The organism is Archangium violaceum, from assembly GCF_016859125.1.
GTDB lineage: Bacteria > Myxococcota > Myxococcia > Myxococcales > Myxococcaceae > Archangium > Archangium violaceum_A.
Genome location: NZ_CP069338.1, coordinates 7482195 through 7507997 on the forward strand (window position 1 = coordinate 7482195; position 25803 = coordinate 7507997).

Annotated in this window: 18 protein-coding genes; 7 read left to right on the forward strand and 11 right to left on the reverse strand. The window is 66.9% G+C overall.

From position 1 onward, the window contains the following. Positions 1-129 precede the first annotated feature (129 nt). Together JQX13_RS32070 and JQX13_RS56540 are read left to right on the forward strand one after the other, a co-directional pair. Positions 130-882, forward strand: a complete 753-nt coding sequence (locus JQX13_RS32070; protein WP_203403281.1) for a DJ-1/PfpI family protein — start codon at positions 130-132, stop codon at positions 880-882. A 124-nt stretch (positions 883-1006) separates the two neighbouring features. Continuing rightward, positions 1007-1522 carry an alpha/beta hydrolase family protein gene (locus JQX13_RS56540; RefSeq protein WP_430384222.1) on the forward strand — a complete coding sequence of 172 codons (516 nt, stop codon included), beginning with the start codon at positions 1007-1009 and terminating at the stop codon, positions 1520-1522. On the opposite strand, the gene JQX13_RS32080 is transcribed toward JQX13_RS56540, so the two are convergent. Beyond that, complete coding sequence (locus JQX13_RS32080; RefSeq protein WP_203403282.1) at positions 1512-3158, reverse strand: trypsin-like serine peptidase; 1647 nt, start codon at positions 3156-3158, stop codon at positions 1512-1514. The two genes, JQX13_RS56540 and JQX13_RS32080, sit on opposite strands and share 11 nt — an antisense overlap. A 437-nt stretch (positions 3159-3595) precedes the next feature. Between JQX13_RS32080 and JQX13_RS32085 the strand changes: the two genes are divergently transcribed. Beyond that, positions 3596-4345 (forward strand): hypothetical protein, encoded by a 750-nt coding sequence (locus JQX13_RS32085; RefSeq protein ID WP_203403283.1) that lies wholly within the window; start codon positions 3596-3598, stop codon positions 4343-4345. 160 nt (positions 4346-4505) lie between these two features. Continuing rightward, positions 4506-5879, forward strand: coding sequence for an MATE family efflux transporter (locus JQX13_RS32090; RefSeq protein WP_203403284.1), 1374 nt, complete (start codon positions 4506-4508; stop codon positions 5877-5879). Between the two features lie 69 nt (positions 5880-5948). Here the strand turns inward: JQX13_RS32090 and JQX13_RS32095 are convergent, their stop codons facing one another. Both JQX13_RS32095 and JQX13_RS32100 read right to left on the reverse strand, forming a co-directional pair. Continuing rightward, positions 5949-8114, reverse strand: coding sequence for a metallophosphoesterase family protein (locus JQX13_RS32095; protein WP_203403285.1), 2166 nt, complete (start codon positions 8112-8114; stop codon positions 5949-5951). Positions 8115-8286: 172 nt separating this feature from the next. Then, entirely contained in the window at positions 8287-8616 is a 330-nt protein-coding gene (locus tag JQX13_RS32100; RefSeq protein WP_203403286.1) for a hypothetical protein, read from the reverse strand. Positions 8617-8781: 165 nt separating this feature from the next. Between JQX13_RS32100 and JQX13_RS32105 the strand changes: the two genes are divergently transcribed. Together JQX13_RS32105 and JQX13_RS32110 are read left to right on the forward strand one after the other, a co-directional pair. Then, positions 8782-10611 (forward strand): trypsin-like peptidase domain-containing protein, encoded by a 1830-nt coding sequence (locus JQX13_RS32105; RefSeq protein ID WP_203403287.1) that lies wholly within the window; start codon positions 8782-8784, stop codon positions 10609-10611. A gap of 3 nt (positions 10612-10614) precedes the next feature. Beyond that, positions 10615-11013 (forward strand): NUDIX domain-containing protein, encoded by a 399-nt coding sequence (locus JQX13_RS32110; RefSeq protein WP_203403288.1) that lies wholly within the window; start codon positions 10615-10617, stop codon positions 11011-11013. Here JQX13_RS32110 and JQX13_RS32115 read toward each other — a convergent pair. The 8 genes from JQX13_RS32115 to JQX13_RS32150 all read right to left on the reverse strand — a co-directional run bounded on the left by JQX13_RS32115 (position 10949) and on the right by JQX13_RS32150 (position 24773). Next, positions 10949-12046: a nucleoside hydrolase gene (locus JQX13_RS32115; RefSeq protein ID WP_203403289.1), complete on the reverse strand. Its 1098-nt coding sequence runs from the start codon at positions 12044-12046 to the stop codon at positions 10949-10951. The genes JQX13_RS32110 and JQX13_RS32115 overlap by 65 nt on opposite strands. 131 nt (positions 12047-12177) lie before the next feature. Further along, positions 12178-12741 (reverse strand): RNA polymerase sigma factor, encoded by a 564-nt coding sequence (locus tag JQX13_RS32120; RefSeq protein WP_203403290.1) that lies wholly within the window; start codon positions 12739-12741, stop codon positions 12178-12180. Positions 12742-12814: 73 nt separating this feature from the next. After that, entirely contained in the window at positions 12815-14839 is a 2025-nt protein-coding gene (locus JQX13_RS32125; protein WP_203403291.1) for a glycosyl hydrolase family 18 protein, read from the reverse strand. Positions 14840-15184: 345 nt separating this feature from the next. Beyond that, positions 15185-17929 (reverse strand): family 20 glycosylhydrolase, encoded by a 2745-nt coding sequence (locus JQX13_RS32130; RefSeq protein ID WP_203403292.1) that lies wholly within the window; start codon positions 17927-17929, stop codon positions 15185-15187. Positions 17930-17986: 57 nt separating this feature from the next. Beyond that, positions 17987-19315: a carbohydrate porin gene (locus JQX13_RS32135; RefSeq protein ID WP_203403293.1), complete on the reverse strand. Its 1329-nt coding sequence runs from the start codon at positions 19313-19315 to the stop codon at positions 17987-17989. A 189-nt stretch (positions 19316-19504) separates the two neighbouring features. Then, entirely contained in the window at positions 19505-21238 is a 1734-nt protein-coding gene (gene nagE, locus JQX13_RS32140; protein WP_203403294.1) for an N-acetylglucosamine-specific PTS transporter subunit IIBC, read from the reverse strand. 47 nt (positions 21239-21285) lie between these two features. Further along, positions 21286-23868: a phosphoenolpyruvate--protein phosphotransferase gene (gene ptsP / locus JQX13_RS32145; protein WP_203403295.1), complete on the reverse strand. Its 2583-nt coding sequence runs from the start codon at positions 23866-23868 to the stop codon at positions 21286-21288. After that, entirely contained in the window at positions 23856-24773 is a 918-nt protein-coding gene (locus JQX13_RS32150; protein WP_203403296.1) for an N-acetylmuramic acid 6-phosphate etherase, read from the reverse strand. Before JQX13_RS32150 ends, ptsP begins: the two co-directional genes overlap by 13 nt. 241 nt (positions 24774-25014) lie before the next feature. On the opposite strand from JQX13_RS32150, the gene JQX13_RS32155 reads away from it, so the two are divergent. Beyond that, positions 25015-25803 (forward strand): GntR family transcriptional regulator, encoded by a 789-nt coding sequence (locus JQX13_RS32155; protein WP_203403297.1) that lies wholly within the window; start codon positions 25015-25017, stop codon positions 25801-25803.

Here is a 25803-nt window from a genome sequence, read left to right on the forward strand (position 1 = left end):
GACCCTGCGTCTCTGGCGTCTGCCAGGATAAGGCCTGCGTCGCCAGGTCTTCTCGTCGCTGCAACCAGATGTCGCGCGACAATTCGCCACAGGTTCATGGACATGCACTTGCCGCAAAGTGCTCGAACCATGAACCCTCCCCTTCTCTCATCACGACTCGCCCCCTGGGCTCGACTCGGTCTCGCTGTCATCGCCACGCTCCTGGCTGTCCCGGTGGCGTGTGCCCACTCCGCTGAGCGGAACCAGAAGATCTCCGTCGCGATTCTGTTGTTCCCAGGGTTCGATCCCCTGGATGTCGTGGGTCCGCTGGAGTTGTACTCCTACAACCCGGAGTTCGATGTCAGCCTCGTCGCCAAGACACTGGACCGTGTCCCCTCGAGCAACCCCCTCGTCGCCTTGGATCCAACCTCCACGCTCGAGGCGTTCGAGCACCCGGATGTCCTGGTGATTCCGGGAGGAGGAACGGGCGTTGCAGCCGCCAGGAAGGACCCGGTGATCCTGAACTGGATCAAAACGGCTCATCAGACCAGCCGTTATACGACCTCTGTTTGTACAGGCGCGCTGATCCTGGGCGAGGCGGGACTCCTGGAGGGGAAGAAGGCCACGACCCATTGGGAGCTCCAGTCACGCTTGGCGGACCATGGCGCCTCGTACCAGGACAGCCGCTACGTCCAGGACGGAAAGGTGATCACCAGCGCGGGAGTCTCCGCGGGCATGGACATGTCTCTCTACCTGATCGGACTCCTGTCCGGCGAAACGATGGCCCAGGCAGTGCAGCTGGCCGTCCAATATGATCCCCAACCACCCTTCGACTCCGGACATCCCAGTAGGGCCTCACAGGAAGTCCTCGATCTCTTGAAAGCCATCCGAGAAGCGCCCTGAATGATGTACTCGAGCGCATGATCGATCCCATTCTCGAGAAGGACTTCTTCTTCGACAGCGAGGACATACGCCTCGCTGGTACCTGTCCCGTGCTCCCGGAACAGGGCCTCTGCCCGCCATCATCCTGCTCTCAGGCTCAGGCGCGAATGATCGGGATGAAACGGTCTGTGGTCATAAACCATTCAGAATCCTTGCCAGTTTCTTCGCCCGCCACGGCTACGCGGTGCAGCGCTACGACACTCGGGGCTCGGTGGGCTCCTCCGGCAACGCAGATAGGACGACGTTCTCCGACAGCGTCGCCGATGCCACGGCGGCCTTCCGGGCGCTCGCATTGACAACCGGCATCGACCAGAACCGGATCTGCTTCTGCGGACATAGCGAGGGCGGTCTCGTCGCCGCCACGGCGGCTCCGAACCTTCCGGTACACGCGGTGATCATGCTCGCGGGCCCAGCCATGCCGATAGAACTCCCACTGAATGGCCAGGCTCGCGCCATCTCACTTGAGGCAGCGGCTCGAGGCCGCCAACCTCGAGGTCTCCGTCCGCTGAGCTGCCCCAGGAGGCAGGGTGAGTGGAGAGTGGCTCGCCCCCGACGTCCTCATCGGAGGCGAGCACCGCGTCCTCACTTCATCAGTAGATGACGTAGGAGGCCGTCCCGCTGCAGCTCTCGTTGCGGAAGCAGCCGACACGGATTTGATACGGCATGTTCTCGCCCAAGACGTTCACGTGGTGGATGACGTGCGAGAGGCTTCCGCAGGTGCCGAAGGCGTCGTCGTTCTCGGCCTCCACCTGGCCCGACGAGCCGTGCACCCGCACGATGGTGTCACCGACGCCAGAGGCGCCCTCCAGGCCGCAGGTGCCCACCTCGAGGACCTGGCCATACGACAGCGTCACGTTCTGGTTGGCGGTGTTGCGCGTGCCGCTGCTGGTATTGGTGAGGTTGAAAGAGAACGTGCCCCGGACGAGGTTGGCGTTCGGGGTCACCTTCCACACCACGGCGCCACCGCAGGTCGCGTTGCTGGAGCAGCCGGCGCGAATGGCGTAGTCGCCGGAGGCCCCCACCCTGTGCTTGATATAACACGAGTTGGCGGCGATCTCGGTGCCCTGCGCGTCGATGAGACGCAGCGAGGTGTTACCGGTGGCGAAGGCGCCCTCCAGGTTGCAGGTGCCCACTTCCACCACGTCGCCCGCGGAGAGACTGATCACCTTGTCCGTCGTGTTCTGCTGGGCATTGTTGGTATCGCCCGTGAAGTAGGTGAACGAGGTGGCCGGGCGGGCCGGGGGCGGCGGCATGTCGGCGCACAGCCGCGGGCTGGCGTTGTTGGTCGCGGCGCACAAGGTGCGGATGGCGTTGTAGACGTAGGTGCTCTGCTCGCCGACGCAGCCCGTCTCGGAGCACGTGTTCACGACGTTGCAGCTGCCGTTGGCGACATAGTCCGCGTCACCGCGCACGACGATGCTCGCCACCGTGTAGTTGGTCGTCTCGTACACGGCCGAGCCCGAGTTGCCCGCGAAGGTGTCCGTGGTGGACACCAGGAAGTCCAGCCAGTCCGCGCGCGGGTCACGCACCGTGCCACCGGAGTCGATCTTGAAGGGGATGGCGCTGCTGCTGCCGATGACGGCCAGCTTCTGCCCGACGGCCAGCGGGGTGTTGCCCTTGCGGACCGGTGCCGGGGTGAAGCGCGGCGTGGCCGGCCGGTCCAGGCGCAGGATGGAGTAGTCCATGTTCCCCTGGCTCGACCAGCCCAGCTCATGCGCCACGATGGAGGTGCAGCGGAAGATGTCCTGCGTGGTGACCTGCTGCAGCTCGCCCTCCGCGGTCCGGTAGAAGTTGAAGACGAAGCGGGTGTTGGCGCACTCCTCGGGGTTGGGGACACAGTGGGCTGCGGTGAGCACCAGGTCATCGTCGATGAGCGTGCCGGTGCAGAAGGCCGCCCGCGGGTCATCCCGGAAGCGCTCGGTGGTGCAGAGGTTGCGTGCTTCGCCCAGCGTCTGGCCGGTGAAGACGACGTGGTTGGGGTCCGTCGCGTCGATGAGAGGGGTATGCATCAGCGCCACGGTGGACTGCTGCGCCCGCGCGCGCAGCGTGGCATCCGGGTGGGCGTAGACGTCCAGCCGGTCGTCCGTGCCATAGACCGCCGTGCTCTTCTTCTCTCCGAGCGCGCCCTGCTCCGCTTCCAGCTCCTGCGCCGGGCCGCAGCCCGCCGCGAGCGTGAGCGTACACATCACCGCGCCCACGAAGGGGCGCACCTGGAACTCGTGCTTGAAATGTTTCATGGGGGATATCTTTCTTGTTTTTTCGGGGGGCAAGAAAACCTGCCATGGCAGGCAAGAGAAAGATTAATACCCCAGAAAATCCATATTCGTAAGAGGAATTGAACGATTAGCGCGACTTCGCGCGCCATTGCTCGACCCTGAGGTGGTCCCGCGGCAAGGGAAGGACATGCATTCTGCCGAACGCGTCGGCGGAATCACCAGCCCGGAGGCGCGACCGCGTTGGCGGGGAGCGGCTCGAGGAACGCGCTCCAGGCCAGGTCGAGTTGGCTGCCTCCATGGTTGTAATACTGGTCACGCCCGTAGGAGTGCCGGAGGGTGGACGCCCTGGGTAGTAGGACTCCGTCGCGCCACCGTGCACCTCCTGGAGTGGGCTTCGGATCCGGTGCAAACAGGCGCGTCGGGCCTCGAATGAGTGGTGAGGCCAGCGAGGAGCACGCATGGAGGAGGAGAAGAAGTCCGAGCCGGGCTGGGAGGACTCCAAGAAGTTGGGGCCGTACCAGCTCCACGAGCAGGTGCCTCAGGATGAGTTCGACCACGGGACGCTCTACCGGGCCACGAACGAGACGAGTGGGGCGACGGCCCTGGTGCTCGAGCTCCCCACCGGGGACGAGGAAGACGCGGTGCCGGTGAGGGACTGGCGGGTGCGCTGCATGTCCTCGGCCTCCCCCAGCTACCTGGCCCTGGAGGTGGAGCATTCCCCCTGGTCCGTGGCCCCCGATAAGCATTCCGTGGAGGCGCTGGTGTTCCTGTTCGAGGAACTGCGCGAGGGGGTGAGGCGCATGGCCCTCGGGTTCTCCGACTCGGACGAGCCTCGCCCCCGGCGGCGCCTGGGAGGAGTGTTGGCGGCCGTCGCCGTGCTCGCACTGGCCCTCCTGCCGACGACGTTGGCCGCCGTCACCGAGCAACAGGTGCTGGATGACACGAGGGAAGCCTGGGCCACGGACGTCAACGTGGACCCCGTGCCGGTTCGGCCCGGGGATGCTCCGAAGCCGGTGCGCAACCAGAAGCGGGCCCCCTGTACTGCGGGGCTCGAGGTGGAGGTGTCCGGTGTTTGCTGGCTCTCCGTCACCCAACGCCCATGCCCACAGCAGACGGTGGCCTGGCAGGGCCAGTGCCTTCTGCCCGTCGCGGTGCCGCGCCCCCCTGGCACCAGCGTGGACGCTGACGGCGGCTCCGAGTCCCGCTGACGCGGCACCTCCTGGCCCTCCGTCATGGAGGGCCGGGGCGCTCGCGTCGCGCGGTGACTGAGGTGAACGGAGTGATGACGTCGGCTGTTCGCACCCGGTCCTCGGAGAAGGGATTCGCGACGCTCGACAGCCCGCCCGGTACATGCGACATCCGGGCGCCATGGACGTACCGCGACCCTCCCTGGGACTGTTCCGGCTGACCTGGCCCATCTTCCTGGAGCTGTTGTTGTTCATGCTGATGGGCACGTCGGACACGCTCATGCTCAGCGGCGTGTCGGACGAGGCCGTCTCCGCGGTCGGAGTGGTCAATCAGTACATTTCCCTGTGCATCCTCATCATGAATGTCATCAGCCACGGCGCCTCCATCGTCGTGGCGCAGTACCTCGGGGCGCGCAGGAGCGCCGAGGCCGCCCGGATCTCCGCCCTGGCCATCACGCTGAACCTTCTGCTCGGGCTCGTGGTGAGCGTGACGCTGCTGTTGCTCGGCGACTTCATCTTGAGCCACATGAACCTGGAGGGCCAGGTATTGGCCCACGCGCGGGCGTACATGCGGATCGCGGGCGGGTTCATCTTCCTGCAGGCCCTCATCAACGTCGTCGCCGCCCTCATCCGCACCTACGGCTTCACGCGGCAATCCATGTTCGTGTCGCTGGGCATGAACGTGCTCCATGTGCTGTGCAACTACGCCCTGATCTTCGGCCACTTCGGGTTGCCGGCGCTGGGGGTGACGGGGGCGGCGGTGTCCACGGGGGTGAGCCGGGCCACCGCGCTCGTCGTCTTCGTGTGGATGCTCTACCGGGTGATGGACGTGCGGATGGTGCCGCGTGACTACGTGACGTTCTCCGGGGAGTACATCCGCAAGCTTCTGAAGGTGGGCGTCCCCGCTGCCATCGAGCAGGTCACCTATCACTCCTGCCAGACGGTGTTTCTGTACTACGTCACGTTCCTGGGGCCCACGGCGCTGGCATCCCGGCAGTACGCGATGGCGATCTCCCAGTATGTCTTCCTGTGCAGCCTGGCGATCGGGATGGGGACGGCGATCCTGGTGGGGCGGATGGTGGGAGCACGCCAGCCGGACGAGGCCTACCGGCGGGCCCTGGCGAGCTTGACGTGGGCCGTGGCGATCACCGTCCTGGTGGACGTGATCGTCATCCTGGTGCGCCAGCCACTGGTCGGCCTGTTCACGGCCAATGGAGATATCCTGCTGTTGACGTCACGGGTCATCTTGTTGAGCCTGCTGCTGGAGTCCGGACGGTCCTTCAACCTCGTCCTGGTGAACGCCCTGCGTGCCTCGGGGGATGCGCAGTTCACCGTCTACATGGCCTTCTTCTCCATGGTCTGTATGAGCCTGCCGCTGGGCTATCTGCTCGTCTTCAAGCTCCAGCTGGGACTGCCCGGTATCTGGCTCGCGATCGCGGCGGACGAGTGGACGCGCGGTCTCGTCTTCTGGTACCGCTGGAAGAGCCGGGCCTGGGAGAAGCACTCGCTCGTCGGTCCGCGGGAGCAGACCTCCACGGTGGCGCTCGGGGGCTGAGGCGACTCCAAAGCCTGCTCCCTCTCCCGTAGGGAGAGGGGAAATGGCCGCAGTTGTCAGTGAAGGGGATTAATTGAAGCTCAGCGCGCTGTCATTGGCGTTGCTGACCTTCTTGCCCTTGAAGTCGATCGTGAAGTGATCGCTCGGCTTGGCCGAACCGAGTCCCTTGAAGATCGCGAACACCTGCTTGAACTGGTTCTGGAACGGCACGTGGACGGCGTTCTGATCCGAGGGCTTGTCGCCAATCTCGAGAATCTCCGCCGGGCTGGCCGGGAACGCGCCCATCAGCACCTTGTACTGGCGCACACGCTCGGCGCCCATGTCGCGCAGCGCCAGTTCGCCCGCGTACACGGTGCGGTGGAAGTCCCCGTAGAACTCATAGGCCGTGATCTTGGCGAAGTCGTCCAGCTTCAGGCCCGCGGCGCTGGCGAGCTTCTCGGCCTTGGCGGTTGCCTCGGCCCAATCGGCGCTCAGCTGACTGGCCGCCACAGCCGTTCCGGTGGCCGTGCCCTTGGCCGTGCAGGTCGCGCTGATCGGCACGATGCCTGGCACGTCCTTCAGCTGCGCCAGGGTGACCTGGGTCCGCAGCTGCGACAGGATCAGCATCTGCTTCCCGTCCAGGGACATCGCCGCTTCCTTCATCTCGCAGGGCCAGTATTCGTCCATGAAGCGCAGGCGCGACAATTCGCCAAAATAGTAGCGCGTGAACTCGCCGTAGGACTTCGTGTCCAGGATGGCGCGGTTCCAGCGCTTGGCCACGTCGCCGCTGGCGGTGCTGGCCTGGAGGTAGTCGTACTCGGTCTGGTACAGCGGGAACAGCTCGTCAAAGCGAGGCACCGAACTCAAGCCGATGGTCTGCACATCGACGGTGTCCGGGTCCTTGTAGGTGACGATCTTGTAGGACGCGCCATACACGGCCAGCGACGGCGACTGGACGTTGACGAGGAAATTGCCGGCCTCGTCCTGGTAGTCGTTGGTGCCGTTGAAGTGCATGTGGCCGCCGATGTGCAGCCGCAGACCGGTGGCGGCCAGCGCCGCCGTGGTTGCCGCTTCCGGTACACGGGCGGTCTGGAAGGCGCCCGGCTTGAACACCGCCTTCATCGCCTGGGTCTGGTTGGCGTAGAAGTCCATGGTCGGGTAGTGCGAGAAGGCCATCAGCTGCTTGCCCTGCGCCCTGGCCCGCTCGGTCACCGACTTGATCCAATCCAGCAGGTGCTTCTTGTGCGTCAATACCTTGTTCCAGCCCGCGTTACCGGCGCCATCGAACCCCTTGAAGGATGTCGGGTTGGCGGGGTCGAACTTGCTGTTGGGGACGAAGACGTTGGCGTCGATCGACAGCAGCCAGAGGTCCTTCACTGGCTCCACCAGGTAGCTGGAATCGATGATGTGGGTGCACCGGGTGTAGGGCCTGCCCAGCGCGGCTTCGCCAGCCGCCTTGTAGCGGCCACCCTCGCCCTCGGCGCAGATCTCGAACTGGCGATTCTTCAGCTCGCCCTGGGCCACGGCCTCTTCATGGCTGTACTGGCCGTTGCTGTATTGGCTGAAGGGCGTTTCCCAGTGCAGGTCCGCCTTGTTCGGCATGAAGCCGAAATCGCCCAGCTTGCCGAGCAGCTTCTCGTAGCCCTGCTCCATCAGTTCATTGGTGCAGACCACGCTCGGGTCATTGGCCTTGCAGGCGGCGTTGCCGGTGGCGTACACCTTCTGTTCCTTGCCGTCCGCGGTCAGGAAATCGTTCTTGCCTGCCTCGTCGTCGTCGTACGGCTCGTTGGGATCGTGGTTGCCGGGCGCGATGAAGAAGCGCATGCCCTTGGCCTGGTACTCATTCAGGATGTCGGCGATGCCGTTGATGTTGATCGGCTGGGCATCGTCGGAGAAGTCGCCAGGGAGCGCCACCAGCCGCACGCCCTTCGCGTACGCGTCATCCAGTGCGGCGCGGAAGGCGAAGTAGTTCTCGTTGAACAGGCGGGTCGAGGTCAGCTGCGCATACATGGTACGGATGGTCGCGTTCCTGCCATCCCGGGTCGGAATGCCAGCGAACCGCGCGCTCTTGAAATCGCCATAGACGTTTTCGAAGTGGACATCCGTCATGAATGCGACGGCGGGCATGGCCGCGGGAGCTTCCGGCTTCGGCGTTTCCGGCTCCGGAAGGGGGCGCTCGTCATCGCAGGAGGACAACAGTGCCGCCAACAGCGCCGCGCCAGCATGCGTCGGGCGCAATCGCATCTTGATACCCATGTCTGAACCCCGTGAAAGTGATTGGTCAAAAACGACAAGGCACATCACGTTATTGCATCGGGGGAATGGTCTCTTTATTACATATCGGTCACATATCTGTGACTCGCATGTCGCTGGTTCACGAGCCCGCGGGTGACGCTCTCGCGGCGGCGAGTGCCTGCTCACGGAGCCATCAGTGCGAGGGGTCCTGCTGCCGATGCGGGTGCCAGAGCTGCTGCACGCGCAGTGGTTCGTGGGGAATCTCCACCGGCACCAGGGTGAGCGGGAAGGCCTCGGCGAAGCGGCGTGCCACCCGCTCCGGCAGCGCGGCGATGAGATCGGTGCTCGCCAGCACCCAGGGCGCCACGAGGTAGTGAGGGGTGAAGAGCACCACGTTGCGGCGGACCTTCGTCTTGCGCTCGATGCTTCCCTCGGTACCGCCGCGCGGTGAGACATGGAACTGGGGCAGCGAGAGGTCGAGGCGCCGCGGGTTGCGCAGGTCCTGGCGGCGCTGCCGGCTCACTCGGGCTCGTCGCCGGTTCTCCCCCGGTGGCGCGCCTTTTTTCCATCCCTGGGATTGCCGTATCTCATTTCTGGGATCGCCGCGGGCGATGGGCTCACCGCGTGTGTCTTCCTCTGGGAGGGGCGGAGTGCTAGGTGGGGGCTGCCTGTGTGAAGAGGGGGCGCCATGAGCCAGTCGATGGAAGTGCGATGCCTGCGGTGTGGACGGCCGGAGGATGGGGAAGGGGTCCGGTGCCGCTGTGGGGCGAGCCTGCTCGTCGACGTGGTGCTGAAGGAGCGGAACCCCGAGGAGCGCAGGAGCTTCCAGCTGGCGCGGGCGCTGGCTCCGCTGGGCCCGCCGGTTCCACCCTTCGCCGAGCTGCGCAAGGAGTTGGAGCGGGCGGATGGGCGGGTGGTGCGCGGGGTGTCCCGGGTCTTCGCGCAGCGGGTCGTGGAGGCGCTGGCCACGCAGGGCGCCACCGCGGAGCTGCGGCCCTCGAAGAGCACCGGGGGGATGCCGGGCTGGGTTCCGGCGGTGATCGGGGGCGCGGCGCTGATCGGAGTCGGGGTGGGGGCGGTCATGGCCACACGGAAGGCACCGGTGCCCGAGACGCCCGCCGCCACCGTCGAGGCCACCGCCGTCCCCGATGCCGGCACGGAGGCCGAGGCGCCGCCGAAGATGCTCACCACCCAGGAGATCTCACGGCTCTCGCTGCCGAGCACGGTGAGCCTGCGGTGCGAGGGGTCCACGGGGGCGGGCTTCTTCGTGGGCGAGGAGCTGGTGCTGACGAACGCGCACGTGGCGTGTCCGGTGGGCACGGTGATGGAGGTGACGCTGTCGGACGGGCGGCGGGTGCTGGGCCAGACGTTGGAGCGCGACGAGGACCTGGACCTGGCGACGGTGCGGGTGTCGGGCGCGCGAGCCGAGCCGCTGCCCCTGGGTGATGCCACGGAGCTGTCGCCGGGAGACCGGCTGGTGTTCATCGGCAGTCCCAAGGGCCTGTCCTTCACGGTGCACGAGGGCAAGGTGAGCCACCTGGGCCGGGAGTACCTGGGCGTGGGCTACGTGCAGTTCGACGCCTCCGTCAACCCTGGCAACAGCGGTGGCCCGTTGATCAACGGGCGCGGCGAGGTGGTGGGCGTGGTCTCCCTCAAGGTGACCAACGCGGAAGGCATCGGGCTGGCTCTGCCCATCCAGTACGCGGAGAAGATGGTGTCCGTGCCGGCGACGCCCGAGTCCGAGCAGCGGTGGGCGGCGCTCCAGGAGAAGGTGGCGCAGGAGGAGGAGCGAGGTCTGCGGCAGTTCCGGCTGGAGCCCTACACCCCGGCGCTCCTGGGCCTGGAGGAGAGCACCAGCGTGGGGCTGGTGGTGTTCCTGGCGGAGCGCTTTCCGCAGGCGCCCTCGCGGATGAACCACCGCTTCGAGCTTCAATCCGATGCGGGTACGTGCGCGATGGAGGTGTCGTTCGAGCGGTGGAAACCGCTGATGGACGCGGCGAAGGACGAGGACAACACCCGGCGGCTGAGGTGGCTGGCGTCGAAGGGGCTGACGGAGCACCTGTACGTGGGGGCGGCGAGGCTGCCGGTGGAGTCGTGCCCGCGGACGGGGACGGGGCAGGGCTGGCTGACGGTGGTCAAGGGGAGCCCGGAGGTCTCGCGCACGAAGCTGAAGCTGGAGCAGGTGGAGAAGGCGCGGGAGGTGTGGAAGGCCCGGGAGGCGGAGCGTCGCTTCTTCAGCGGGAGGGGGCTGCGCTCACTGAACAACGAGCCCGCGGGCGGGAGCGCGTACGATCGGCAGGCGGAGCAGTCGTGGCGCTCGGCGTTCCAGGGGGCGCAGAACGACATCCTCCGGCTGGAGGCGGAGCGGCGGAGGTACGCTCAGGAGGACGCGGTGGGGCACAACGTGCGGAGTACGCTGGACGACATCGATCGGCGATTGAAGCGGGCGCGGGAGCGGCTGGCGGACCTGGAGCGCAAGGCATCGAACGCGGGGGTCCCTCGCGAGTGGAGGCAGTAGGACATGGACGCTCAACCTCGCATTGGCGTGGGAGCCTTCATCCTGGACGGGGAGCGCCGCCGGCTGTTGCTGGTGCGGCGCCGACGCATGCCCGAGGCGGATCATTGGGGTCTGCCCGGCGGCAAGGTCGATTTCGGCGAGACGGTGGAAGCCGCCGTGATTCGGGAGATCGCCGAGGAGCTGGGCGTGGAGATCGTGATCGACGAGCTGCTCTGCATCGTCGATCAGATCGACCGGGCCGCCGGCACCCATTGGGTGGCGCCGGTCTACCGGGCCGACATCGTCAGGGGCGAGCCGAGCAACCGTGAACCGGCGGCCCTGTCCGCCGTGGGCTGGTTCACGTTGGATTCCCTGCCGCAGCCACTGACCCTGTCGACCCGGACGGCGTTGGCGCGGCTGTGAGGTGCACCCGGCCGTTGAGCGTGTCGAGGAAGGCCGCTTCGAACTTCTGGCGATCCGCCGACACGCCGACCCACACCGGATGCCCGGTCTCCGACTCCTGCGTCCGCCCGCTGTCCGCGCCTTCCTCCTCGATGACCCGCACCGTCTTCTGCTCGAAGGTGACGATCCCCTCCACGGCGAGGGCCGCCGCCGCGAGCGGATCCCAGAAGAAGAACGTGCCACCGCGGACGTAATCCATGTCGCTGGACAGGAGCCGGTAGACGAACTCCGCCTCGGGTGTCTGGCGATCCGCGTCGAGCCGCTGGATGAACGCCTCGGTCACCTGGACGTGGTTGGTCGCATCGAGCGGAACCAGCGTCACCGGGATGGCCTCGAAGACCCGCGCCGCCGCGTAGGGGTCCACGTAGATGTTCCACTCGCCATGGGGATTGGGCGGGTTGACGCCCGGGCTGTCACCGATGTTGCCGGGCACCGTGACGGCTCCGCCCATCAGGTAGAGCCGCTCCACGCGCTCGGCGAGCGAGGGCTTCGCCTGGAGCGCCTCCGCCACGTTGGTGAGGTTGCCCAGGGCGAGCACCGTCACCTTCCGTTGGGAGCCCTCCAGGACGGAGGTCAGCACCTGCACGGCCGTCGAGCCGGAGGCGGAGGTGCGTGGCTCGGGGAGTGGGATGCCGTTGAGGGTGTCCGCCTGCTCGCGCCAGGGCTCCGGGAAGGCATGGGTGCCTCGGAGGGGTGTTTCCCGGCCACAGGCCACGGGAATGTCCGCGTGATTCGCGAGCGCCAGCAACCGCAGCGCGTTGCGCACGCCCTGCTCACAATGCGCCAGCCCCGCGCCGGTGACGGTGAGGGCCTTCACCTCCACGTCGGGCCGGCGCAGCAGGAACAGGATGGCCATGGCGTCATCCGAGCCCATGTCGGTGTCGATCACCACGGGGGTACGCCGGTCAGGCGTCGTCTCGGGCGGCCGGCATGCGGCCAGTGTGAGGCATAGCAGCAGGGCGCTCCACGGAGAGGGACGTCGAGAGTTCGTCATGCCAGGGAGATTACCCGCTCATGGGGACTCCCACGGCGCTGGAAAAGAGCCGGGCCACCGAGGACGAGCGGGAGTGCTCGCGCCAGGTGGCCCGTGGAGTGAGAGGGTTGGAGGGGTTGAGGCCCCTCTCACTACATCATCTTTTCCAGACCGGCGTCCCGGGAGAGCAATTCCCGGAGATGGGCTCTCGCCAGACGGAGCCGGCTGCGGACCGTTTCGAAGGGGACCTCCAGTTCTTCAGCCATCTCCGGGACACTCATTCCCATCACGTGGTGGAGGAGCAGGGCACGCCGCTGCTCATCGGAGAGCTGCTCCATCAGCTTCTCGAGCTGGCGTCGCAGAAGACAGTCTTCGGGCTGAGTGGCGCTCGGGGGTAGCGCGTTCTGCTCGACCAACTCGTCATCCACGTCCAGCTGGGATCGTTCGGCGCGAGCGCGCCTCGCGGCGGCGAAGGTCACTCGCGCCACGACCCGGTCGGCCCAGGAGGCGAACGCCCCCTCTCCGCGATAGGTGGGGAGCCCGCGCAGGATGGCGACCAGGGCTTCCTGGGTAATATCATCTACTTCGGACTCGCCGTGGACCGAGTACCGGACCAGGTTGCGAACCCTTGGCAGAAGCTCAGCGATCAATGCTTCGGCCGCATCACGCCGACCTTCCATGGCAGCGCGGAGGCGCGGCTCCTGGATCATCGTCATTCTTTGCATGGCGGTGGGAGTTGCTGACCAGGTCTCCGGCCACGCGAGGTCATCGCGTGGCCGGAGAGGTTCACTACTTCAGTTTCGAATACAGCGCGTCCAGCAGCGATCCATCATCCGAGCTCAGCTCCCAGGCCATCACGCCGCCCAATCCCTTGCTCAGGACGTAGTCCGCCTTGGCGCTCATGGACTGCGGATCGTCATAGGCAATCCAGATCTTCGTGTTCGGGTTGTACACGTAGGCTTCCCTGGCCTCCGGATGGAAGTACTTGGTGTACCCGTTGACGTTCTCGTAGTTGCGCTTGATGTCCTTGTAGTCGAACACGCCCGTGGGCCCGGACTCCCCGTTATCCCAGGTGCCCATGGTGGGGGCGCCGCTCTGGAAGAGGCCGTTGTTCACGTTGGGCACGCTGCCCCAGCCGCGGCCGTAGAACGGCACGCCCACGACGATCTTGTCGGGCGTGACGCCCAGCTCGAGCATCTTGGCGATGCTCCCGTCGGTGTAGAAGCCGGAGCTCGCCGCCGGGTCGCCCGTGACGCGGTAGAGCGCGGACTGGAAGTTCGTCGAGCTCTCGAAGGCGCCGTGATAGTCGTAGGACATCACGTTGATCCAGTCGAGGATCTGCGACAGCTTCTTCGTCTCCTGCTTGTTGGCCAGCAGGTCCGGCGAGGCGCCCGTCGCGATGGTGAGCAGGTACGGCTTGCCCGTCTGCGCGGAGACGGCGTTGAGCTGATTGCGGAACTCCTGCATCAGCAGCGTGTAGTTCTCCTTGTCCGCGGGGCTGCTGATGTTGCCGGGCAGACCGCCGCCGGTGGGGTACTCCCAGTCGATGTCGATGCCGTCGAAGACGCCGACGCCGTTGACCGGATCCACGCCGGGGAACTGGCCCTTGATGTACATGTCCACGCAGGACTTCACGAAGGCCGAGCGGGACGCCGCGGTGGCCGCCACCTTCGAGAAGTACTTGGACCAGCTCCAGCCGCCCACGGAGATGAGGGTCTTGAGGTGGGGGTGCGTCTTCTTGAGCTCCTTGAGGGCGCGGAAGTTGCCGCGCAGCTGCCCCGGGTCCCACTCGCCAGGCCAGCCGCCGCCCGCGTCGATGTCCGGGTAGTTCTCACCCAGGATGCACTTGCCATCCTCGGAGATGTTGGCGAAGGCGTAGTTGATGTGCGTCAGCTTGCTGGCCGGGATGTTGGAGACGAAGTACTTGCGGGCGTAGATGCTCCAGGCGGTGTAGTAGGCGACGATGCGCTTGCCGCCGGGCGTCTGGCTTCCGATCTGCACGGAGACGGTCAGCGTCCTGGTGCCCACGTTGCCCGCGGCGTCGTAGGCCTTCACCGTATAGGTATACGTCCCGTTCTGGGCCGAGCTGCTGAAGCTGCGGCTATAGGAAGAGCTCGAGGTCACCAGGGTGCTGTTCTCGAAGATCTCCACCTTCGTCACGCCGACGTTGTCCGTGGCGCTGGCCGTCAGGTTCAACGTGCCGGCCGCGGTGAACTGTGTGGAGTTGGCGCTCACGTTCACCGTGGGGGCGGTGGTGTCGCCCGTGCCGGGGATGGCCACCGAGACGGTCAGCGTCCTGGTGCCCACGTTGCCCGCGGCGTCGTAGGCCCTCACCGTATAGGTATACGTCCCGTTCTGGCTGGCCCCGGTAAAGCTACGGCTATAGGAGGAGCTCGAGGCCACCAGGGTGTTGTTCTCGAAGATCTCCACCTTCGTCACGCCAACGTTGTCCGTGGCGTTGGCCGTCAGGTTCAACGTGCCGGCCGCGGTGAACTGTGTGGAGTTGGCGGTGACGTTCACCGTGGGGGCGGTGGTGTCGCCTCCGCCGGAGGTGCCCAGATCCAGCCACAGGGCGGCGACATTGGGCGGCTCCCATCCCGGCAGGGAGGTATGCGCCTGGCGGCACTCGTAGATCCGACCGGCATAGGAGACTCGCGCTCCCACGGCGTAGGCCACGTTGGGTGCCCATGCCGCCTCGAGCGGTGCCCTCATCACGCTTCCAGGGCCCTCCGTTTCTGGCGAAATGGCTCCCTGCCCACACCCGACGGATAGGGCGGAGACGACCAGTCCTACGGCCCATTTGTTACGGCGCATTCGCGACCTCCCGATTGTAAGGAAATGATTCTGGGCGCCACTTTCGGAGCCACCGTTCAGTAAATTCCTGTCGGCGTCATTCCTCGAGCAGTCTGCTCGTGTCTTCTTCCACGTCAATGGCTTGCGGGATTGCCATTGGAGAATGGCAAGGACGCGGAGGCTGGTCAAGTCTGTTTGAGTTGATTTTTCGTGTCTTCACGCCGATGCTGGGATTGCGGGTCCATGAGAAGGAATGAGCATCGAGGCGGGAAGTCATGTACGAAACAAAGACACATCTTCAAAAACAAAGACGCGCGTGTGAGCAGAATGACTCACGCGCGCGTCTTCCTTCCCCGTGACAGGGAATCAGTTCACTTCGGCGGTACGGCTGCTGCGTCCATCACTGGCGCGGGCCCTGAGCAGGACCTTGCCCTGAACGGGCGTGGGTTCCGCATACGTCGTCCAGCTCGCCCCTCCGTCAGTCGAGTATTCGATGACCAGGCCGGGGAAGCGCACGTTCGCGTGCAGCTTGCCATCGGTGACCTGCGCGCCGGGCAGGGGAATGCGGTAGTTCACCCCCACGCTGTCCGGGAGCTCGTCGCGCATGTCCACGGCGCGGTAGGCGCCCAGGCGCGGCAGTGCATACTGACCCAGGGTGTTGGTGAAGCGCGCCCAGAGCGCGGGCATCTGGTCCACCGGCGGCAGCTCCGGGTTCCACGCGCGCTCCGCGACGCCGAGCATCTTCGGGAAGGCGAGGTACTCGAGCACCTCGGGCGTCTTCACGTTCTCACCCCAGAGCAGGCCGTGCATGCCGAGGATGTTCGCCTTGCCCGTCTCCGAGAGGCGCACCTTGTCCTCGAGCGCCTTGGGGTCGATGGGGTTGCCCATGCGATCCTCGGTGGCGTTGGCGTAGATGTCGAACGGCCGGTACTCGAAGGTCTTCTTCTCGTCGACGAAGTTGGCCCAGTAGTAACCCGGCTCATCCGGATCCTTGTTGTAGGCCAGGTCCATGTAGAGGTTCGTCGCGTGGGAGAGGATGACCTTGTAGCCCTGGTTGGCGAACTTGTAGGCGTCGTCCTCGCGGCCCCAGCCCCACACATTGCTCCACGGCATGGGGATGAAGCCATCCAGGTCCAGACCATGGTGGATGATGTCATCCCAACCCGTCATCTCCGCGCCCGTCGAGGTGATGATCTGATTCCAACGCGTGAAGAAGTGGTTGGCGAGCTGGATGTCCGTCATGTCGCGGGTCGTGGGGTTCTGCTTGCACTGCGGAGAACCCTGCCACCACACGTTCGAGCTCAGCGACGGCAGCTCGTCACCGCCGCCATGGATGGCCACGAGCCTGGCGCCCGGCACCGCGGCGTAGCGGGCCTTGACCTCCTGGATGACCTTGTTCAGGAAGGTGTAGGTGCTCTCGATGCAGGGGTTGACGAAGTTGTCCGTATACATCTGGACACTCGTGTGCTTGGACGTGTCCTCGGGATCGAGCAGGCGGTACTCGGCCGCCTTCGTGGGATCCGAGTCCTTGAACTTGCGGTAGCGGTACTCCATGGCCAGGACGGCGGCGCGAGCGTGACCCGGCATGTCGATCTCCGGAATCACGTCGATGTGCCGCTCCGTGGCGTAGGCGAGGATCTCCTCGAAGTCCTTGGTCGTATAGTACCCGCTCCCCTTTCCCACGAAGTTGAGCGTCTCCGGCTCGAAGCCCTGGTAGGCCGGCCTGGCGTTGCCGGTCCCCTGCCGGGCGGGCTTGAGGGTGATCTGGTCCCCGGTGTCGAGGTCGTTCGCGGAGCCCAGCCCCGTGTGGAGCATCTCGCTCTCGGACAGGTCGAACCCGCGGCGCGAGCCGTAGCTGGTCAGCTCGGGGATGCCGGGGATCTCCAGGCGCCAGCCCTCGTCATCGGTCAGGTGGAAGTGGAACTTGTTGATCTTGAAGTGCGCGAGCACGTCGAGCAGCTTCTTGACCGTCTCCTTGGACTGGAAGTGACGTCCCACGTCGAGCGCCATGCCGCGGTAGGTGAAGCCGGGCTTGTCGGCGATGTGCGCCTCCGGGATGGAGATCTCCGCGCGGCGGTCGGCGGGCTTCACCGCGGCGGCGTAGGCGTCCGCCGGCACGAGCTGGCGGAGCGTCTGGATGCCGTAGAACACGCCCGCGGCGTCCGTGCCCGTGATGGACACCTTGCCGTCCTTCACGTCGAGGACGTAGCCCTCCGCATCGGGCTTCCCATCCTCGTCGACGTCCAGGTTGGCGTCGATGTTCAGACGGATCTGCTCGCCTCCGGTCGCCGCCTGCATCGACACCGTGCCGGCGAGCACGTCCTTCAGCGCGGACGTCAGGTAGGAGGCCTCCTTCTGCAGGGCCGCCGCATGGCCGATGACGACGCCGCTCCGGAGCGTCACCTGGCCCGCTCCGGCCTCGACCCGGCGCGGGGTCGGCAGGAGACGGCCCGCGAGATCCAGGTCCTGGCGGGACGGGTTCTCGCCGTAGCGCAGCGCCGGCGTCTGGACCGGCATCACGTCACCCTCGAAGCGCGTGGTCTGCTTCGGGTCGGACGCATCGAGCTTCACCGTGGACAGCACGGCGAACGCCACGTTGGGGTCGAACCCGTCTCCCTCGAACGTGATGTGGAAGCCGGCCGGCGCGTCCGTCTTCAGGATCGCCCAGTCCTGGGACAGCACGCTGATCGTGCGCTTCTCACCGGGAGCGATCGGTTTGAAGCCGGGCAGGGGCTCGAGCACGTAATAGTCGCCGCTGCCGGCCTTGTCTCCCTTCGAAATCTTGACGCCCTGCGAGGCGAGATCCTGAATTCCCGTCTCGTCGCCCTCGCCCTCGTCCAGCATGCGGCGGACGAAGCTGAAGTAGAGCTTCCATCCGCTGCCGCCGAGCTCCTGGGGGCCATGGTTCTCGAGGGTGAACTCGGAACGGAAGAACTTCCAGCTGCCCACCGTGTTGTCGACGGGCTGCCATTGGACCGTGATCTCCGCCGGGACCTTCTGGGTGGGACCGTTGCCGGGAGGGGGCTGCTGGCCCGGGTCCGGCTCCGGGTCCTTGTTGCATCCCGAGGCCAGGACCGCCATGACTGGAAGAGAGATGAGGAGTCGCTTCATGGTCTTTCTCCGGTTCGTCGCTGGTGCCGTATTCATGTGGGGGTTGCCGGGTGTTGTTCAGATCCACCACTCCACGCGGCCGCCCAGGAAGTGGCCGATGGACTTGCCGCCGACGGTCTGCAGATAGGGCGAGTGGAGCGTGTCCACCGCCTGCTGGTTGTAGAACGCGAGGGTGTAGAACAGACGCAGGTGCGGCCGGGCGAAGGGGCTGGCCTGCCCGGTGGGGACGAGGGTCGGCACGAGCGACAGCTTGACCGCGGTCGCGAGGGGCGAGTCGGCATCGCGCACGCCCTGGAAGCTGGCCTCGTTCATGAGGTGGAAGTTCTTGTGCAGGTACACGGTGCTCTGGGCGCCCACGGAGAAGTCCGTGAACCGGTCCTTCACCCCTCCGCTCGCGCCCTGGCCCAGGTGGAGGGTGCCGTACGCGTTGAGGGAGAGGAGGGGATTGACGTTGTAGAGCAGGTGCTCCACGACCTCGAGGCTGCGCGCGTTGCCGTACTTGCCGTTGGCGGCCGGGGCGCCAAAGGTCACCCACGTGGGCGAACCCGCCTGGCCACCGTTGGCGATGCGGCTGCCGTAGCGCACCGAGAGCTCGTTGTAGCTGTCGTTACCGAACTTCAGGTGGCTCTTGATGCCCGCCACCCAGCCGATGTCGGAGGGCAGGACGGTCCTGTCTCCCAGGATCGAGGCCGTGGTCTGCGGAAGGGCGTGGAGCTCTCCCAGCAGCTGGGCGTAGTGACCGGCCCCGAACGGCTGCTTGTACTGGCCCACCAGGATGGTGCGCTGGCGCCGGACGTCCAGCACCCCGTCGCCGTTGGCGTCGAAGTTGTACTGCGAGCCGTTGATGGACGTCTGGAGCAGCACCGCCGCATCCAACCCCTTGTACTGGACGCCCAGGCCTTGCGAGGAGAGGTTGTTGAAGTACCAGTAGTCCGCCAGGTACACGTTGGTGCCGCGGTAGTAGCGGGCGCCGCCCCAGAACTTCAGGCCAGGGGCCAGGAGGTTCCCCGCCTCCACGTACGCCTCGCCCAGCTCGAAGGTCAGCGTCTGGGCGCCCCGGTTGCTGGTGAGGGCGATGAACAGGCCATTGTTGGCCCACATCGCCGGCGTGATCACCGCATGGGCATAGGGGGAGTCCTGGTTCGTCGCCAGGTCCTCCGCCGAGGGCTTGAGGAGGTGGATCTTCAGCGACGGCTCCAGGTAGTCACCCTCCTCGAGGCGGCCGCCCAGGGAGTTGCCCGTGAGGTTCAACGACCTGCCCTGGATGAAGTCACCCGAGGTCGGCGCCCAGGCGATGCCCACGCGTCCGTACATCGAGAAGTCCAGCCGATCCGCCAGGGATTGCGCGCTCGCCGGGATGGCGGACAGCAGCGACAGGGCAGTCACCAGCGGACGAACCGAACGAGATGGACGGAGGAGGGATGTGAAGCGGTGTGACTTCATGTTCGAACCTCTGTCAGCGATGGGGAGGGGACGGCGGTTGGGGGAGCTTTGAAGACAAAGCCAGCCTGACCTGCTCGGAATGGGTCGCCCCATTCCCCAGGCTGTCTCACATCTGGAGGGTTTCGAGATGGGTCAGGCCATCAAGGCACGGATCTCGTCGGCCACCCGTTCGGCGGTGGGCCCGATGATGACCTGGACGGAGCCGGCGGCCGGTTTGACGACACCGCGGGTGCCGAGCTTCTTGAGCGCCGCCTCGTCCACGAGCTTGTCATCGGCGACGATCAGCCGCAGGCGGGTGGTGCAGGTCCCGAGCTCACGCACGTTGGCGGCACCTCCGAGGGCCGTCAGCATGGCGCGCGCCACGGACGGTTCGTTCCTGGTGGCCGTCGCGGGGATCGTGCGCATCGCGTCCCGGACCTCGCCCGCCACCTGGTCGGCGAGCGGACCGATGATGACCTGGACGCTGCCGGCCGACGGGCGGATGACGCCGCGCGCACCGAGCGCCTTGAGCGCCGCCTCGTCGACGCGGGCGTTATCGGCCACCGTCAGCCTCAGCCGCGTGGTGCAGGCATCGACGACCTGGACGTTGGCGGTGCCGCCGAGCGCCTTCAGGTATGCCTCGCCCCGGGCCAGCACGGGGGCGGGGGTGGAGACGCCATCGACGTTGGCGGTCGCCTCGGTGGAGGCCGCGGCCTCGTCCTCCCGGCCGAGCGTCTTCAGGTCGAACCGGGCGATGCAGACGCGGAACAGGCCGTAGTAGGCGATGCCGTAGGCTCCGCCAATGGGCAGCAGCAGCAGGGGATTGGTCGCCTTTCCGTAGTTCAGCACGTAGTCGAACAGGCCGGCCGAGAAGCCGAAGCCGAGCTTCACATTCATCGCGTCCATGATGACGAGCGACAGGCCGGTCAACACCGCGTGCAGCGCGTAGAGCGCCGGCGCGAGGAACATGAAGGCGAACTCGATCGGCTCGGTGACGCCCGTCAGGAAGGACGTCAGCGCCATGGACAGCAGCACACCGCCCACCTTCGCGCGGTTGTGCTTGGGCGCGGCGTGGTACATGGCGAGGCAGGCCGCCGGCAGACCGAACATCATCACCGGGAAGTAGCCCGCCATCATCGCGCCGGCCGTCGGATCCCCGGCGAAGAAGCGCTTCAGGTCACCCGTCACGCCGTTGTAGTCGCCCAGCAGGAACCAGGCCATGTTGTTGATGATGTGATGCAGGCCCGTGACGATCAGCAGGCGGTTGAAGACGCCATACAGGAACAGGCCGAACTTGCCCGCGGCGAACACCGAGCGGCTGATGCCATCCAGACCCGCCTCGACGATGGGGAAGCCGAATCCAAACACCAGCGCGAGCACCAGACAGGCCAGTCCGGTGATGATGGGCACGAAGCGGCGGCCGCCAAAGAACGCCAGGTATTCCGGCAGTTTGATGTCCTTGAAGCGGTTGTACATGGTGCCGGCGATCAGTCCGGACAGGATGCCCACCGGAATGCTGATCTTGGACACCAGGCGCGCCTTGTAGCTCGAGACGGCCAGATCCCTGGCGGCGCCGGTGAGGTTTTCGATCACCTCGGGCGGTACATTTACAAGCGCATCGGCACCCTTGATCGTTATGAAGAATCCAACGGCGCCCGCGAGTCCCGCGGCACCATGGTTCTCCCGTGCGAAGCCAACCGCCACACCCACCGCGAACAGCAAGCCGAGGTTGGAGAAGATGGCGTCGCCCGCGGCCGCGACGAAGGGAATATTCAGCAGGTCCGGCTGTCCCAGACGCAGCAGAAGTCCGGCGATGGGCAGGACCGCGATGGGCAACATCAAGGCGCGCCCGAGTTGTTGTACTCCAGCGAACTTGTTGTTCACCATGAGTCTCTCTCTGTACGTGAGTGGGGGTTTCCGGGGGGAAATGGGCCCTACAGGCCCGGCCACGTGCGCATCACGAGCGCGCGCACTTCGTCACCGATTTCGAACGTCAGGGCTTTCCTCGCGACCTCCACGCACTGGGGCAGGGTGAGCGTGCGGATGAAGGCTTTGAGGTCGGGAACGACGGACGGAGTCGCCGACAGCTCCGTGACGCCCAGACCGATGAGCAGGGGCGCCGCTCGGGGATCCGAGGCGATGCCGCCGCACACCGCCACCGGGCGGCCATGCTTGCGTGCGCCCTCCACCGTCTGGGCCACCAGCCGCAGGACGCCCGGGTGCAGCCCGTCGAGCTGCGCCGCCACGTGCGGGTTGCCGCGGTCCATGGCGAGCGCGTACTGGGTGAGATCATTGGTGCCGATGGAGAGGAAGTCGGCCTCGGCCGCCAGACGGTCCGACATGACGGCGGCGGCCGGCACCTCGATCATGGCGCCCAGCTGGACCGGGTGGGTGATGCCCAGCTCCCGGCGCTCCGCCTCCACCACGGCGCGCACGGCGCGCATCTCGGAGGCGGAGGTGATCATCGGGACGAGGATGCGGCAGACCCCCGTGGGCTTCACCTTCAGGATGGCGCGGATCTGCGTGCGCAGCAGCTCCGGGTGCCGCAGCGAAACCCGCACTCCCCGCAGGCCGAGCACCGGATTCTCCTCCTCCGGCAGGGGCAGGTATGCCAGCGGCTTGTCGCCCCCGACATCCAGCGTGCGGATGACCACGTGATGGCCCCGCAGGCCGTCGGCGATCTCCTGGTACTGGGCGGTCTGCTCGTCCTCGCTCGGCGCGGTGACGCGATCCAGGAACAGGAACTCGCTGCGCAGCAGGCCGCAGCCCTCGGCCCCCTTGGCGAAGGCCGACGCCGCGTCACCGGGACGTCCCAGGTTGGCGACGACCTCGATGCGCGTGCCATCCGCCGTACGGCACTCCTCGTGCGCCCTCGCCAGGTTGGCCTCGCGGCGGGCGGCTCGTGCGGCGATGGCGTGGAGGGTGGCCTCCCGGGCCGTGGCGGGGGGATGGACGTGGACCTCGCCCCGGTCTCCGTCGACGATCAGCGGCGCTCCCTCGGGGACGCGCAGGGCCGCGTCGCCCATCGCCACCACGGCTGGAATGCCCATGCCGGCCGCCAGGATGGCGACGTGCGAGGTGGGACCACCGTGTGCCGTGCAGAGCGCGACCAGACGGCCAGGGGGAACCGCCGCCAGGTCCGACGGCAGCAGCTCGTCGGCGACCAGGATCGTGTCCGTCGGCAGCTCGGCCGGGACGCGCGAGCCGCCCTTGCCCGTCAGCAGGGCGATGACGCGGCGACCGATGTCGCGCAGGTCGTCGACCCGCTCCGCCAGGCGCGCATCCTCGAGTCCCTGGAGGACCCGGACCTGCTTCTCGACCGCGGTCCGCCACGCCCACTCGGCGCTGTGACCCGCCTGGAGCTCCTGGGTGGCGGCGTCGGCGAGCTCCGGATCATCGAGCAGCGCGAGATGGGCGCGGAAGATCTCCGTCCGCGCCGCGCTGCCCTTTCCCTCGCGGGAGATCATCGCCTCGATGTCCCGGCGCACGCGCGTGAGGGCCTCGGTCAGGCGCTGATTCTCCTCGAGGAGGCCGCGACCCGCCTGGGTGAGCTGGGGCTGCTCCTCGACGACCCTGACCGCCCGGCCCACCGCGATGCCGGGGGCCGCGATGGTGCCCTTGAGCAGCACCTCCGTGTCGGGGGCGAAGGGCACGAGCGCGGCGGCGGGCGCTCGGGTGTGCTCGGCGGGGGAGGCCGGCGCTTCCACGAGCGGCAGGATCGGATCTCCCAGCCCGCTGGTCACCAGGTCGACCAGCTCCTGGGCCACCTGCTCGGCCTGATCTCCGCGGACGGTGACCGTCAGCGTGGCACCGTGCTGGGCGCTGAGGCTCATGAGCGCCACCACGCTCTTGCCGTTGACGGTGTGCTCCTTGTGGCCCACGTTCACGGGGCCCGGGTGGAGCCGGGCCTGCCTGGCGAAGGCGGCGGCGGGACGCGCGTGGAGTCCGTGGGGGATGAGGAGCCGCACATGCCGCTCCGCCGTCGTTCCGTTCACCTCGCCCGGGAGGGTCTCCTCACCGCCCTCGACTTCCAGCAGCAGCTCGCCGACCGAGACCTCGCGATCCTCCACCCGGCCGGTGATGGTATGGGCGTCGCCATTGGTCACCACCATGGCCGTCACGAGGCTGCGCGCCCGGCGGGCCAGCAGATCCATGTCGAAGGTGATCAGCGGCTGCCCGGCCCGGACGTTCTGTCCCTCCTGGACGTGGACCGTGAAGCCCTCGCCGCGCAGGTCCACCGTGTCGATGCCGATGTGGAGGAGGATCTCCGCGCCGGTCGGGGTCCGCAGCGTGCACGCGTGGCGGGAGGCATGCACCGACAGGACGACGCCATCACAGGGCGCCCGGAGCTCGGCCGACGTCGGGTCGACCGCGATGCCATCCCCCACCATCCGCTGGGCGAAGGCGGGATCCGGCACTTCCTCCAGGCGGGTGGCCCAACCCGCGAGCGGCGCGACGAGCTTCAATTGGGACATGGTGTGCTGCTCCAACGGTGTGACGAGCCTCAGCGTGGACATGAGCCGTTCCCCCCCTGGGGTGCGATTTCCGCGAGCGCGACGCGCAGGTTGCCCCCGGCTCGGGCCAGGACGTCCTCGGCCTGGGCGTGGGTGCAGCCCGCGAGCCCGAGCACCGCGTGCTTGATGTCGCCATGGCGGGCGAGGGCGTCCGCGGCGGCCTCCTCCCCGACACCGGCGATGCGCGAGACGATGGTGATGCAGCGCTGGCGCAGCTTCGCGTTCTCCGGCCGCACGTTGCACATCAGGTTGTCGAAGACGAGGCCGAGCCCGGTCATCACCGTCGTCGAGAACAGGTTGAGGAGCACCTTCTGCGCCGTCCCGGCACCCAGGCGGGTGGAGCCGGCGATGACCTCCGCGCCCGTCAGGACGACCACTCCGTGCTCGGCGGCCTCGATGAGCGGCGAGCCGGCGATGCTGGAGATGGCCACCGTCAGGGCCCCATGACGCCGGGCCTCGTCCACGATGCCCACGGTGAAGGCGCTGCGTCCGCTGGCGGATACACCCACCACCACGTCCGCCGGTCCGGGCCGGAGCTCCCTCACCCGCGAGCGTCCCCCGGCCTCGTCGTCCTCGGCGCCTCCATCGAGGCCCCGTGACAGATCCAGGCCCCCGGCCAGCAGGACGGCGAGGCGGGTCGCCGGCCAGTCGAAGGTGGGACCGAGCTCCAGGGCGTCCAGGGCCGCGAGCGCACCCGCGGAGCCGGCGCCGGCGTAGACCAACCGCCCGGTGCCCCGGGACAGACGCTCGATGGCCGCGTCCGCGGCGCGTCCGAGCACCGGCAGCACAGGCAGGCATGCCGCCGTCGCTCGCGACTGGCTACTCCACAGCGTTTCGAGGAGCTCCCCCGTGCCCCAGGTATCCAACCCCTGGAATCGACGGGCAGCCCCCTCCGTATCCTTCGCCATGTGGCCCCCTACCGATGGACGAGCTGGTATTAGATTGGACTGGTGCAAGATACCAGCAAGGGCCCCGATTTCAACGAAAATTCACGGACACCCCGGAAGATCTTTTAGAACCTTTCTGACGCATCGTGAGAATACCAATATTTTCAAGGGTTTGATTCTGATTTTGGAATCGGGAGCCCCTCTTCCGGCTTGATTCGTGGTCCTAGATTGGTATCTTAGTGGTCGCAAGAGGGGAGAACACATGTCGAGCCATCCGAGCGGAGTCGATGACCTGGACAGGGCCGCGCTATCGAGCGACCTGCCGCTGCCGCTCTACCTTCAGCTCGCGAGGTATCTGCGAGGGCAGATCGTCAGTGGGAGGTTCGGCCACCGTGACGCACTGCCGGGCGAGCGAGAGCTGGCGGAACGCTTCAGCGTCTCCCGGGTCACGGTCCGCAAGGCCTTGAAGGAGCTGCTGGACGAGGGGCTCCTCGAGCAACGGCAGGGGGCCGGCACCTTCGTGAACCGGGGCCAGAGCCCCTATGTGGAGCAGCGCCTGTCCACCCTGACGGGCTTCTCCGAGGACATGGGGTCGCGGGGGCTGGTCGCGGGCTCGGTGTGGCTCAATCGCACGGTGGCGGTGGCGACGCCCGAGGAGGCGCTGGCGCTCGGTCTCAGTCCGGGGGCCACGGTCTGCCGCCTGCAGCGGCTCCGCACGGCCAACGGCGCGGCCATGGCGCTGGAGTTGTCGGTTCTCCCCACGCGCTTCCTGCCGGATCCGAACGAGGTGAAGGGCTCTCTCTACGAGACGCTCCGGAACCGGGGGTTCACGCCCTACCGCGCCCTGCAGCGCCTGTCGGCGATCCAGCTGCCGGTCGACCAGGCCGAGCAGCTCGGTGTGCCGGAGGGCGCGGCGGCCCTCTACATCGAGCGTCGCACCATGCTCGAGGACGGCACGCCCCTGGAGTTCGTCCGGTCTCAGTACCGGGGCGACTCCTACGACTTCATCGTTGAACTGAACATGGCTGGCCCCGCCACTCCCAAGAGGTGA